The 12,804-nt window shown below is 42.6% G+C and carries 10 protein-coding genes; 6 read left to right on the top strand and 4 right to left on the bottom strand.

Annotation, left to right across the window (positions count from 1 at the left end):
* Positions 1–117: 117 nt before the first annotated feature.
* From mfd to ABEB05_RS01970, 3 genes are all read left to right on the top strand, one after another.
* Positions 118–3,468 carry a transcription-repair coupling factor gene (gene mfd / locus ABEB05_RS01980; RefSeq protein ID WP_265787055.1) on the top strand — a complete coding sequence of 1,117 codons (3,351 nt, stop codon included), beginning with the start codon at positions 118–120 and terminating at the stop codon, positions 3,466–3,468.
* Positions 3,461–4,390, top strand: a complete 930-nt coding sequence (locus ABEB05_RS01975; protein ID WP_265787054.1) for an L-threonylcarbamoyladenylate synthase — start codon at positions 3,461–3,463, stop codon at positions 4,388–4,390. Before mfd ends, ABEB05_RS01975 begins: the two co-directional genes overlap by 8 nt.
* Positions 4,391–4,510: 120 nt before the next feature.
* Positions 4,511–5,401 (top strand): fasciclin domain-containing protein, encoded by an 891-nt coding sequence (locus ABEB05_RS01970; protein WP_265787053.1) that lies wholly within the window; start codon positions 4,511–4,513, stop codon positions 5,399–5,401.
* A 69-nt stretch (positions 5,402–5,470) separates the two neighbouring features.
* On the opposite strand, the gene ABEB05_RS01965 is transcribed toward ABEB05_RS01970, so the two are convergent.
* Positions 5,471–6,547 (bottom strand): M42 family metallopeptidase, encoded by a 1,077-nt coding sequence (locus ABEB05_RS01965; RefSeq protein ID WP_265787052.1) that lies wholly within the window; start codon positions 6,545–6,547, stop codon positions 5,471–5,473.
* A gap of 190 nt (positions 6,548–6,737) precedes the next feature.
* Here ABEB05_RS01965 and ABEB05_RS01960 point away from each other — a divergent pair, with 190 nt between their 5' ends.
* Positions 6,738–7,187, top strand: a complete 450-nt coding sequence (locus tag ABEB05_RS01960; protein ID WP_265787051.1) for an acyl-CoA thioesterase — start codon at positions 6,738–6,740, stop codon at positions 7,185–7,187.
* A gap of 43 nt (positions 7,188–7,230) precedes the next feature.
* Positions 7,231–8,487, top strand: coding sequence for an HD domain-containing protein (locus ABEB05_RS01955; protein WP_265787049.1), 1,257 nt, complete (start codon positions 7,231–7,233; stop codon positions 8,485–8,487).
* An 18-nt stretch (positions 8,488–8,505) separates the two neighbouring features.
* On the opposite strand, the gene ABEB05_RS01950 is transcribed toward ABEB05_RS01955, so the two are convergent.
* Genes ABEB05_RS01950 through mgtE form a run of 3 tightly spaced genes read right to left on the bottom strand, consistent with a single transcriptional unit; the run spans position 8,506 to position 11,234 of the window.
* Complete coding sequence (locus ABEB05_RS01950; protein WP_265787047.1) at positions 8,506–8,976, bottom strand: dihydrofolate reductase; 471 nt, start codon at positions 8,974–8,976, stop codon at positions 8,506–8,508.
* Positions 8,973–9,821 carry a thymidylate synthase gene (locus tag ABEB05_RS01945; protein WP_265787045.1) on the bottom strand — a complete coding sequence of 283 codons (849 nt, stop codon included), beginning with the start codon at positions 9,819–9,821 and terminating at the stop codon, positions 8,973–8,975. Before ABEB05_RS01945 ends, ABEB05_RS01950 begins: the two co-directional genes overlap by 4 nt.
* 30 nt (positions 9,822–9,851) lie before the next feature.
* Positions 9,852–11,234, bottom strand: coding sequence for a magnesium transporter (gene mgtE, locus ABEB05_RS01940; RefSeq protein ID WP_265787043.1), 1,383 nt, complete (start codon positions 11,232–11,234; stop codon positions 9,852–9,854).
* Between the two features lie 214 nt (positions 11,235–11,448).
* Here mgtE and trkA point away from each other — a divergent pair, with 214 nt between their 5' ends.
* Positions 11,449–12,798, top strand: a complete 1,350-nt coding sequence (gene trkA, locus ABEB05_RS01935; RefSeq protein ID WP_265787041.1) for a Trk system potassium transporter TrkA — start codon at positions 11,449–11,451, stop codon at positions 12,796–12,798.
* Positions 12,799–12,804 lie beyond the last annotated feature (6 nt).

Genomic DNA, 12,804 nt, shown 5'->3' with positions numbered 1-12,804 from the left:
GAAGCAAAGCTGTTCGTATCCAATCCATTACTTAAAAATCCTTCAAAAAGAACGGTTTTAATCCTTACCTTTGTTTAGTGATTTAGAGAAAACAAATTTTCATTTTTACCTGTTTTCATGGCGTTACAGTCTGTACTTAAAACGTTTTCCGGCCAGATTCCCTGGCAAGAGCTAAAGAAAAATATCAGCAAGCGTAATACCTTGGCTCTCAATCATTTTGTCGGATCAACCCCGGCACTGTTAGTTGCCCGTTTAGCCGAAAAATATGACCGGATTGTCGTCATCCATCCAGATACTGAATCGGCTGAATTCATGAAGGGAGATTTGGATGCACTTCAGCTATCAAACACGAACTACTTTCCCCCCACCGGACATAAGCCCTATGATGACCAGCAAATCACCAATAGCTCGGTAGTTGTTCAGCGCTCAGAAGTACTTGAAAATATACAGGACAGTTCAAGGTCTGTACTGGTTTCATCCGTTCCCGCCTTGTTTGAGAAAATTGTATCACCGAGTGTTTTCTCAGATGCTTCTATCACTATCCAAAATGGAGATTCAGTCAATATTGATGAACTTAAGGAAACACTGGTCAACCAAAAATACGATCCGGTAAGATTTGTCAGTCAGCCAGGTGAATTTGCTCATCGGGGTGGAATTATGGATGTTTTCCCCTATTCAGGAGAATATCCCATTCGGCTGGAGTTTTTTGGTGATGAGGTCGACTCGATCCGTGAATTCGATGCCGACTCACAACGCTCTGTCTCTTTTCTGGATACGGTCCGTCTTGTTCCGGACGCAACCAACCTGGATGAAGGAACAAAAAAGGGGCTCCTCTCCTATTTTGGGGATGATACGCTCGTCTTAATGATCAATCAGTCACTCATCCAGACAGAATTCAACGAGCATTTTGAACAGGCTGTACAGGAGTATGAACAAATTGAATCCACCGAAAATACATTACCGCCAGAGGAACTTTTTGTAGATCCCAATCAATTTAAACAGTCTGTTGAGGGGTGCGCTCATCTTTGCCTGGGTGGATTTTCCGGTAATAAACAAATGGACTGGTCTTTCCGGCTGGATGCCCGACCACAACCCGATTTTAACGGAAGCATTAAGCTGCTTCGGGAAGATATTCAGGAATTAAGCCAGCAGGGATACGATACCTATATTTTATGTGATAACGAGGGGCAACGCGACCGCTTTGAAGAACTGCTGGGTGAACCATCGAAGGATTTTCGATATCACCTTTCGGTAGAGACGCTCCACCAGGGATTCCTATTGCAAGAACAAGGACTGGCCGTTTATACCGATCACCAGATTTTTAACCGCTACCACCGTCCCAAGGTCCGCCGGCGCAAGTCTGTCAGCAGCAGTATTTCAGTAAAAGAGCTTCGGGATCTCAATATAGGGGACTATGTGGTACATGTAGATTATGGTATTGGAAAATTCAGAGGATTTAAAAATATTAAGGTCCGCGGTGTAGAGCAGGAATCGGTTGTACTCGAGTACAAAGAAGATTCCCTTCTGTATGTAAATGTTTCAAGCCTCCATAAAATCCAGAAATATTCGGGAAAGGAAGGTACCCAGCCGCGCATCAATAAGCTGGGCTCGGGACGCTGGGCACGCAAAAAGGCTGAGACCAAAAAGAAGGTCAAAGATATTGCCAGAGATCTTATTAAGCTCTATGCCAAACGAAAGGCACAGGATGCTTATGCTTATTCGAATGACAACTCCTGGCAAACGGAAATGGAGGCTCGTTTTGAGTTTGAAGAGACACCGGACCAGCGTGATGCCATCGAGGCTGTAAAATCAGATATGGAAACCGATACGCCCATGGATCGACTGATATGTGGTGATGTAGGCTTTGGAAAGACAGAAGTAGCCGTGCGTGCCGCTTTTAAAGCGGTCATGGACCACAAGCAAGTAGCTATGTTAGTTCCTACTACCATCCTGGCCGACCAGCACTACAAGACCCTAAAAAAAAGAATGAAAGAATTTCCGGTTTCTATTGACGTGCTCTCCCGTTTCCGGAGCCGAAAGGAGCAGAAAAAGACACTCAACAAATTAAAAGAGGGAAAGGTTGATATTGTCGTTGGGACTCATCGCCTGACATCCAAAGATGTGGAGTTCGATGACCTTGGCCTGCTTATTGTAGATGAGGAACAACGTTTTGGCGTGTCTACTAAAGAAAAACTTAAGGAATACCGGGCGACGGTGGATGTACTCACCCTGACAGCTACACCCATTCCAAGAACACTTCAGTTTTCTCTTATGGGTGCCCGTGATCTTAGTATTATCAACACCCCACCGCCTAACCGCCAACCGGTTGAAACCGAAATACACAGCTTTGATGAGGATCTCCTTCGAGATGCCATCAGTCAGGAAGTATCTCGCGGCGGACAGGTATTTTTCATCCATAATCGGGTTAAAAATATTGAAGAAACTGCGAATATGGTACGACAGCTTGTCCCAAATATTCGCGTTCGCTTTGCTCACGGACAAATGAGTTCCAATAAGCTCGAAAAGATTATTGAAGATTTTTATGAGCACAAGTTTGACGTTCTCGTTTCCACAAATATTGTAGAAAACGGTATAGATATTTCAAATGCCAATACCATGATTATCAACCGCGCCGACCATTTCGGATTGGCAGAACTTCACCAGTTGCGGGGACGCGTGGGACGATCACATCGCAAAGCATTTTGCTACCTGATTACTCCCGAGATCAAAACCCTTACTGATGATGCTCGCAAACGCCTGTTGGCACTAGAAGAGTTTTCTGATCTGGGCTCCGGTTTTAATATTGCCATGCGCGATCTGGACATTCGCGGTGCCGGAGATATCCTTGGAGCCGAACAGAGTGGTTTTATTAACGACTTAGGATTTGATCTCTATCAAAAAATTCTCAATGATGCAGTTAGAGAACTTAAAGAACAAGAATTCAGCGACGTTTTCAGTGATGTTGAAGTAGACCTGGAGCTTCCCGAAACTCAGGTGGAATTTGATTTGCCGGCTCTGCTTGAAAGTAATTATGTATCTGACAGTGTCGAACGGCTTAATCTTTATAGGAAACTGGCCAGTGCTCAACAGCTGGAAGAGATTCGTGATTGGAAGGAAGAGATAAAAGATCGCTTTGGACCCGTACCCGAAGCTACACAGAACCTCATTACGGCAACGGTTATTAAGCTTTTTGCTTCACGACTTTTCATTACGAAAGTACGTATCCGGTCCAACCGGATGTGGATGGAGTGTCCTAAGCACGATTCGGACCTTGGAGAAGAATTCTATGGAGAACGCTTCCAAAAATTACTAAAAACACTGCAAGAGGAGGCTGAGAATAAATTCAAAGTCGTTCAAAAAGATGACAAGGTACGGTTTGTCATTCACGAAATTCCGGATCCGGAAGCAGCCGCAAAGTTTCTAAAGGAAATATCATCTGCATACACTAAAGAAGTAAGTTATGCTTGATCGATATATACAATTAATTAAAAAGGGAGAACTCATTGCCTTTCCCACTGAGACAGTTTATGGTCTTGGGGCAGATGCATGGAATCCGAGTGCCGTTCAAAAGGTATTTACTCAGAAAGGACGTCCTTCCGATAATCCATTGATTGTTCATGTAGCGAGTACATCTATGGTTCATGAATTTACCGATGACGTTTCGGAAGACGCCCAAAAACTTATTCAAAAATTTTGGCCGGGTCCACTAACCCTCATCTTTAAAAAGAAATCTGAAGTACTAGACCTGGTAACTGCCGGGCTTGATACGGTAGCCATCCGCTGGCCCAGCCATCCTCTGTCACAAGAGCTTATCGCAAATACAGGGGCTCTGGTAGCTCCCAGCGCCAACTCTTCCGGGAAGCCCAGCCCCACGAAACCCCAACACGTACGGGAGGACTTTGGGGAAGACTTCCCGGTAATTGATGCCGGCGAAACAGCCATTGGATTAGAATCAACGGTCCTTGACGTTTCAAAAGAGCCCTACCTCATTTATCGTCCGGGAGCGGTCACTATTCAAGAAATTGAGGATACGATAGGTAAAAAGATTCATCGTAATAAAGGAAACCAATCTGAGGAAACCCCTAAAAGTCCGGGTACTAAATATTCTCATTATTCTCCGGATGCAAAGGTAAAATGGTTGAATAAGGAAGGTCAGTTAAATAATCCGGATATACTTTATCTGCTCCACAGCCATAATGCCAATAAAAAAAGTAACAATATCATAGAATATGATGGAGACTTTAAAAAATTTGCCCGTGAACTTTATGACCGTTTCCGCCAAGCTGATTATGAAGGGTATAAAGCGATAGCCATTGAACGGTTTACCCAATCACAAGATCATCCGTTGATTCCTGCCCTTGAAAACAGGATTCGAAAAGCTATTAGCTGATTGAAAAACTCAGGAATCGATATAGAGAGAGATCATAATAGTTATACTCATCAAAGGGTGTGTATTATAAACCTTAAAAGGAAATGAAACCCTAATCTTTAGTACACACTTTATATTATTATGAAAAAGAACAACACTTTATCTCTTTTACATCTACCTATTATCCTATTTATTTGTTCATTCGTTCTTACTTCCTGTCTGGATAGCTCAAATCCCAATCAGGCACCGGGAAATTTACTTGAAGAAGCAAAATCCTACTCCGAATTTGATACTTTTGTGGGCTATTTAAGCGAGACAGACGAAGCAGAACTCGATTCTACGATTGCGAATGAAGGTCCTTTTACCGTTCTTATTCCAACCGAAGAGGCCTTTGATGAGCTTCCGGAAGGAACATTTTCTTCTTTTTCAGAAGAAGAACTTACTGAGGTCCTTTCCTATCATATCGTAGAAGAGGTGGTTGATCTCAATAATGTGGATACCCAAGAACGTATTGAAAGCATGCAGGGTAATGATCTCTATTTTGAGGTAGGAACAGACAGCTCTTTTGTAAATAGTGGGCAACTCCTTGCCAGCGTGGGAGCAGACAATGGGGTTATCTACCAGATTAATAAAGTTATGCTCCCCGACTCTTATCTTCATACGGCGGGACTTATTTCCAAACGCTACCAACTTGACAGTCTGGATAGTGCTTTATCTGATGCTGATTTGCAAGCTGATCTTGCAGACACCACACAAAACTATACCGTCTTTGCCCCGGAGGATGAAGCCTTTGAAGATGCAACACTTCAGGATGCCCTTGAGTATCACGTTGTACCTCAGAAATTAATGTCTGATGATTTTAGCTCTTCGCAAACCTATGAAACTCTCAGCGGAGAAGAACTGACGGTTGAAATCGATGGAGAGAATATCATCATTAATGGAGAGGCAACCGTCAGTACAGCTGATATTGAAGGAAATAACGGAGTAGTTCACATTATCGATACCATACTGGAAGTGCCCTCTAAAGAATAGATAAAGGTTTCCTGCTTCCTTGGATAACATTAATAGCCTGTTCCATTATCGGGAACAGGCTATTTTAATTTAAAAGACCTGAAATGTTTGATCGGGTTCCATAGAGAGCACAGCCTCGGTCATCAGGTCAACTAGAGAGTGCAAATCCTTTAGTGATGCTGTCTCTACTGGTGAATGCATATAGCGGAGTGGTAACGAAATAAGAGCACTGGGAATACCTGTCTTCTGATAGAAAATACTGTCGGTATCTGTTCCGGTACGCACGCTGGTAGCTTCATGTTGAATGGAAATTTCTTTTTGTTCGCTGATCTCTTCCAGGTATTCCACAATTTTAGGATGGTTCGCCCCGCCATGTTGCAGTGAGGGCCCTTCTCCTAATTTTACCAATCCATGTTCCTTATTTTTAATACCTGGCGTATCCGTGGCATGGGTTACATCCGTTACCAAAGCCATATCCGGATCAATGCGATAACTCATCATCCGCGCACCATAACCCCCTATTTCTTCCTGAACAGAATTTAACGCCACAACATTAACATTCAGCTCATCCCGACGTTCTTCTAACTTCCGAAGTACCTGGGCTATCATAAATCCGCCGATGCGGTTGTCCAGTCCTCGTCCTGACAGGATATCATCCGAGAGGTATTCGTATTCATCGGCATAGGTAATAGGATCACCAACCTGAACCATTTCCAGCGCTTCCTCGCGGCTCTGTGCACCGATATCAACATAAATATCCTTCCAGGCCGGTTGCTTTCCTCCACCGTTTTTTTTGTCCTGCAGATGAATAGCCGTATTACCAATAACTCCAGATACCACTCCCTTTTTGGTGTGTATATTGACTCTTTTTGCCCGAGCAATAGTAGAATCACTTCCTCCCAATTTGTTTATATACACAAACCCATTTTCCGTAATATGCTGTACAATCATTCCGATCTCATCACAATGTGCTTCCAGCATCACAGTTACTACGTCAAAACTAGTGTTAAGCTTGGCACAAGCCGAGCCGTAGGCATCTGCCTCTACACTGTCCGCAAACTGTTCTACGTATTTCTTCCATACCTTCTGCCCTTGCGATTCGAAACCTGTGGGACTGGGAGTGATTAATAACTCTTCTAAAAATTCTTGTTCTTGCCTATCCATCATGACTTTTCTTTCAGACTTAGTAGTTTGTTTTCAAAGGTACTGAATATAAACAATCCATTATGATCCCATAAATTATTCCTTCCAGATATTTTAGGCCAGTCCTTGTCCATTTTTTCTCAATGCTATATTTAGTTAAATTATCTAACTTCCTTCATTTTAAATTTTCATAATTCTGAGTTTTACTTACAAGATGCTTAAACCTGCTTACCAGCAAAACTTATTTCCTCATTGGACTTCTATTCCCATTCGATTCCGTGACCTGGACCCACTTAATCATGTAAACAATGCTCTTTTCAGTACCTACTACGAAGAAGCCCGCATTAAATTTATTCAACGTGTCCCCGAATTTTCCAATCAACTGGATGAAGGCTTTAGCTTTGTATTGGCTAACATTAGAATTAATTTTGTAAATCCTGCAGAATATCCCGGGGAACTATTAATTGGGACAGGCATCCGGTCAACCGGAAATACCAGTATATCTAGTTTTCAGGCGATCTACACGGAAGAGGATAAAACCCTGGTCTCCGTAGCCGAAGCCCATGGGGTTTGGTTCGATCTCAACAAGCAACGCCCAAGTAAACTTCCTGATATTAGTCAGCGAGAAAAGCTTTTCCTTCCCAAGGAAATCTTGGATTCTTAATTAATCAAACAGCTCTAAAAACAGAGTTCCACACAGTATATTTATGGATAAAAGTACGCAGTATAAAATATTTAATGATCCCATTCATGGTTTTATAACCATACCCAAAGGAATTATCCTGGATTTGATTGACCATCCGTATATACAGCGGCTGCGACGCATTAAACAGATGGGGCTCGGCTACCTGGTATTCCCAGCCGCGGAGCATTCCCGCTTTACCCATGCTTTGGGAGCAATGGAGTTAGCGCAACGTACACTCAATAATCTTCGCGAAAAAGATACGACTATAAGTCCCGCCGAATATGAAGGGACATTGATTGCTGTTTTACTGCACGATATCGGACATGGCCCATTATCCCATACGCTGGAATTTAATTTGATCAAGGATTTTCATCACGAAATGATGACCTTGGCCGTAATGCGTAAGCTCAATAAGGAAATGAATGGAGCGCTGGATATGGCCATTAAAATATTTACAGACCAGTATCCTAAAAAGCCGTTCCTCAATCAATTAATTTCCTCACAGTTGGATATTGATCGGCTTGACTATCTCAAACGTGACAGCGTGTTCACCTCTGTTTATGAAGGATCAGTGGGCATTGAACGCATTCTTAAAACCATGCGGGTATATAAAGGAAATATCGTTATTGAGAAAAAAGGTATTTATGCTATTGAGAATTACATACTGGCACGCCGCCTTATGTATATGCAGGTGTACTTGCATAAAACAGTTCTGAGTGCGGATAAACTGCTTCACCAGATATTCCGCCGGGTTCGGATGCTCATCGATGATAATGAAAAGCTATATCATCCCTCTCCCGCTCTAAAATACTTTCTCGAAAAAAGGCCAAGCGCCAAGAAAGGGATTTCGTCAACGGTACTTCAGAAGTATCTCCAACTGGATGACAATGATATCTACCAAAGTATTAAATATTGGCAGCATTCAAATGATCCTATTTTATCTGATCTCTGCCAGCGGTTCCAATCCCGGGCTCTGTTCCGTACTACTTTTTTAGAAAAAAATCCGTCGAATAATTTAAAAGGAGTTGTAAGAGAAAAGACCAAAAAAGTTTTAAAAGAACGGAACCTACCTTACAGTGATGAAGCCACTAAGTATTATTTTTCCTTTGACAAAAGTTACAGCGAGGCCTATCGCTATGAAAATGAAGGAATCTGGATTTTAGAAGAAAAGGACAAAGCAGTAGAGTTTTCCAAAGCAGCAGACACCCAAAATATTATTGCCCTCACTGAACCCGTAATTAAGCCTTATGTGGTGCATCTGAAATCCATTGAAGTATGATTGATTTCTTAAGTACCCTTAAATCCGCTCATACACTACAAAACTCAGCTCCGAATGAGTGTCACGTTTTCTCTCTCTCCATATGGAGCCAATTTCATGCCGATATTCAGGGAAATAGGTATCCCCTTGGTACTCCTCGTGGATTTCGGTTACAAATAATCTTTCCACTTTGGGCATTAACTGCCGGTAAACTTCGGCACCCCCAATAACAAAGGCAATATCTTCATCCGCTACATAATCCAAGGCACCTTTTATGGCATTAAAAGTGGGCACATGCTCATAGTTACGCGACCTGCTTAATACAATATTTTCACGACCGGGTAACGGCTTTTCATTTAACTCTTCAAACACTACTCTTCCCATAATAATGGGATGTCCCATCGTTACCTTCTTGAAATATTTCAGGTCTTTTGAATAATGCCAGGGCAATTCTCCTTTCCGGCCGATTACCAGGTTCGGATCATGTGCAACAATAGCGGCAAGAGTCATACTGCTACTTCAAATTTTATGGAAGGATGTGGATTATAGTCTTCAAGCGTAAAGTCTTCAAACTCCAGCTCATCAACCGGCTTGTCAGCGATATTAAGCTTCGGAAGATCCCGGGGGTCCCGCTCTAATTGCTCTTTGAGACCTTCAACATGGTTTTCATAGATATGAGCATCGACAATGGTATGGGCAAAAGTCCCGTATTCCAGTCCCACTTCATTAGCAATAGCCATGGTCAGTGCCGAATAGCAGGCCAAATTAAAAGGAATTCCCAGGGCTATATCTCCGGATCGCTGTGTGAGATGACAGTTAAGCTTCCCGTCAGCTACATTAAAAATGTACATTAGATGGCAAGGCGGCAGCGCCATCTTCTTTAACAATCCCGGGTGCCAGGCACTAACTACTATCCGGCGGCTATTGGGATTTTCTTTTAACATATCGATGGCACGCTGCACCTGGTCAAATTCTTTCTTTATCCAAACCGTTTTACAAATATGTGAAGCATCCCCTTCAAAGCGTATTTCCTCCTCTTCATGATAGGGGAACCGTCGCCATAGCACTGGATAAATGGGCCCAACCTGTCCATCCTCATCAGCCCAGTCATCCCAGATGTGACAGTCGTTTTCATCTCTCAGCCAGCGTATATGATCTTCTCCCCTGAGGTACCAGAGCAACTCCAGAATTACCGACCGAAAATATACTTTCTTGGTTGTCAACAGAGGAAATCCTTCTGATAAATCTATCTTATAGAATTCCGAGAAATTTGAAATCGTATCAATACCGGTCCGGTTTTCTTTTTTAACTCCGTTCTCCAGTACACTGCGAACCAGATCTAAATATTGTCTCATATCTTTTTGTCCTTACAGTTTTAATTCTTGTTATAACACCACGCCTTCAAGTAAGGCAATGGCAATGGAAAAATAAATAATAATTCCGGTTACATCACTTAATGTTGATACAAAAGGAGCAGAGGTCACGGCGGGATCCAAGCCCATTTTTGAAAGTACAAACGGTAGCATAGATCCACTGAGATTGCCCCATAAAACGACCCCAATCAAGCTGAGTCCCACAACCAGAGCACTTAGTACAAGCTCTTCGGTTAACCCCCCGGTGGTCACAAAGCCCCAGCTTACTATCACACAAAATCCTATGACAGCCATTATTAATCCAAGCATCAATCCTGACAACAATTCCCGGCCGAGTACTTTAAGCCACTCTCCCAAGTCAATATCATCTGTAGAAATAGCCCGGATAATCAGGGTAGCAGCTTGAGTTCCAGAGTTACCACCAGTGGAAATAATCATAGGGATAAACAGCGAGAGAAAGACCGCATTGGCAATAACGCTTTCGTAGGCTCCCATTGCAGTGGCTGTAAAGAGCTGGCCCACAAACAAAAATGCCAGCCAACCGATACGTTTTTTTACCATCTCAAATATAGTCGTTTGAGAATAGTAATCATCCAACACATCCATACCAGCCATCAGCTGCATATCCTCGGTGGTTTCCTCTTCGGCCACATCTATAACGTCATCCACCGTTACAATGCCCACCAATATTCCATCCGAGTCTACCACTGGCATCGCTACGCGGTCGTATTTACTGAGCATTTTTACCGCATCCTCCTGGTCATCAAAAGCACTTAAAGCTTCAAAGCTCTCGTCCATCAGGGAAGATATGGGATTCTCCGGATTAGCAAGAATAAGCTGATTCAACCGCAGGTCATCAATCAGTCGCTCATCCTCATTCACTACATAAATCACGTTCACTGTTTCCACACTCTGTCCGAACTTTCGGATATGATCCATTGCTTTTTGGATACTCCAGTCCTTGCGAACTTTTACGTAGCGCGGCGTCATCAGGCGACCTACACTCTCATCCGGGTAGCCCAACAATTTTTGAACCTGTTTTCTGTCTTTGGTCTGCATGGAATTCATCAACCGTTGGGTCAGATGTCCGGGCAGTTCTTCCATGAGCGATACCCGCTCATCAGGTTCTAAGTTAGACATTACCTCGCTAAGCTGTTGAGCCGTAAATAAATTCAGAAGATCCATTCCCTTCCCGGAACTGAGATAAGAAAAGACATCAGCGGCCTTCTGCTTTTTTAATAGTCTGAAGATAACTATGGCTATCTCATTATCTAACTCTTCAAGCAATTCCGCTACATCCACAGCGGGCACATCATTTAAAATATCTTTAAGAGCGACCCAATCCTTGGCCTCAATCAGCTCATCAAATTCGGGTTTTAACAGATCAACGATCATGGATGGTGTGGCTACAGGTTTTCATTTTAAATTGGCTGGAGTTGCGCCTAAGAATCGCACTAAGTTACTAAAAAAACAAGCTTGGACGAAACTTCCAACTAAGGCTATCTTATTTAGAATTCGCAATCTCTTAAATTATTAAATAATGTTGCAATTCTAATTCTACTTATCGACTTTTAGCGTACTTCTGTAAAAAAATGAAGGAGTTTCTACTTTGAAAATTATTATAATTGGCGCTGGCGAAATCGGATATGAATTAGCCAGCCTGTTGTCGAAAGAAAATCATGACGTAATAGTATTAGACCGAGATAAAGAAGCCCTCTCCAAAGTTACTGAAAACCTTGATGTTCTGTGTTTCGAGGGAAATGCCACCTCCGCGGAAGATCTTGTAGAGGCCGGTATTAAAGATGCTGATATTCTCATTGCGGTGACCAGTATTGATGAAGTCAATATGATCGCCTCTATGATGAGTAAGAGACTAGGTGTAGAGCTTGTTATCGCACGGGTCCGAAGTGAAGAGTTATCCCGTCCCAATGCCCCCTTAAAATCCACTGATTTGGGTATTGACGTACTGATCCATCCTGAACGAAGCGCAGCTTTAGAAATCATACGACTTATCAAGCGAGCATCTGCCAGTGACCTAATCAATCTTGCGGATGGTCGCATGCAATTGATCGGACTCCGTATTGGGAAGCAATCTCCCCTTGTTGGAAAGTCTTTGACAGAATATGCCGAGGCATTTCCGAACCTTACTTTCCGGGTAGTTGCAATCTGGCGTAAAGATCTGACTATCATTCCCAATGGAACAACAAAAATACAGGCATATGATCAGCTTTTTATCATTTCCAAAACCAATGTTATTCCTGAAATCATTGAAACAACCGGCAAGCCTGATATTGAGCTTAACCGCGTAATGATTGCTGGAGGAACTCCCATTGGAGCTATCATTGCTCGTATTTTAAGTCAAGAAGATAAAAAATGGAACATAAAACTTATTGAACCTGACGAAGATATAGCAATAGAGTTAGCGCAGGAGCTAAAAGATGTACTTGTGCTCAATGGAAATCCAACGGATCCAGATCTTCTGGCCACAGAGGGAATAACGGATACTGACGCTTTTATTTCCGTTACTGACGACGAGGAATCAAATATTATTTCCTGCCTGATGGCCAAACATCTTGAAGTTAAAAAGACCGTAGCGCTAGTTTCTAAATCAGATTATATCCCCCTCAGTCAGACTATTGGATTGGATGCTGCAATCAATAAAAAGTCGGCAGCCTCTAATGAAATACACCGGCACGTACGAGAAGGACGAGTCATCTCAGTAACTTCGTTGCAGGGTATTAAGGCAGAAGTGATTGAATTACAGGCCGCAGAAAATTCAAAGGTAGTCAAGAAACCCATCCACAAAATTCGCTTTCCCGATGGGTGTGTAATTGGTGGTATTTTGAGAAATGGCTCAGCTAATATTGCAACGGGACAGTCGCAAATACAAGCCAATGATCGTGTCATCGTTTTCTGTCTTCCTGAAGCTGTTGATAAAATAACGTCGCTATTTAAATAAGCAGTA

The organism is Fodinibius salicampi (assembly GCF_039545095.1).
Lineage (GTDB): Bacteria > Bacteroidota > Rhodothermia > Balneolales > Balneolaceae > Fodinibius > Fodinibius salicampi.
The sequence above is the reverse complement of the archived record's forward strand: the minus strand, read 5'-3'. Positions and strand labels throughout refer to the sequence as shown.

What these genes read in the sequence shown, in the direction of transcription:
- mfd (WP_265787055.1), top strand. Translation starts at nt 118, where the DNA reads ATGGCGTTACAGTCTGTACTTAAAACGTTTTCCGGCCAGATTCCCTGG.
- ABEB05_RS01975 (WP_265787054.1), top strand. Translation starts at nt 3,461, where the DNA reads ATGCTTGATCGATATATACAATTAATTAAAAAGGGAGAACTCATTGCC.
- ABEB05_RS01970 (WP_265787053.1), top strand. Translation starts at nt 4,511, where the DNA reads ATGAAAAAGAACAACACTTTATCTCTTTTACATCTACCTATTATCCTA.
- ABEB05_RS01965 (WP_265787052.1), bottom strand. Translation starts at nt 6,547, where the DNA reads ATGATGGATAGGCAAGAACAAGAATTTTTAGAAGAGTTATTAATCACT.
- ABEB05_RS01960 (WP_265787051.1), top strand. Translation starts at nt 6,738, where the DNA reads ATGCTTAAACCTGCTTACCAGCAAAACTTATTTCCTCATTGGACTTCT.
- ABEB05_RS01955 (WP_265787049.1), top strand. Translation starts at nt 7,231, where the DNA reads ATGGATAAAAGTACGCAGTATAAAATATTTAATGATCCCATTCATGGT.
- ABEB05_RS01950 (WP_265787047.1), bottom strand. Translation starts at nt 8,976, where the DNA reads ATGACTCTTGCCGCTATTGTTGCACATGATCCGAACCTGGTAATCGGC.
- ABEB05_RS01945 (WP_265787045.1), bottom strand. Translation starts at nt 9,821, where the DNA reads ATGAGACAATATTTAGATCTGGTTCGCAGTGTACTGGAGAACGGAGTT.
- mgtE (WP_265787043.1), bottom strand. Translation starts at nt 11,234, where the DNA reads ATGATCGTTGATCTGTTAAAACCCGAATTTGATGAGCTGATTGAGGCC.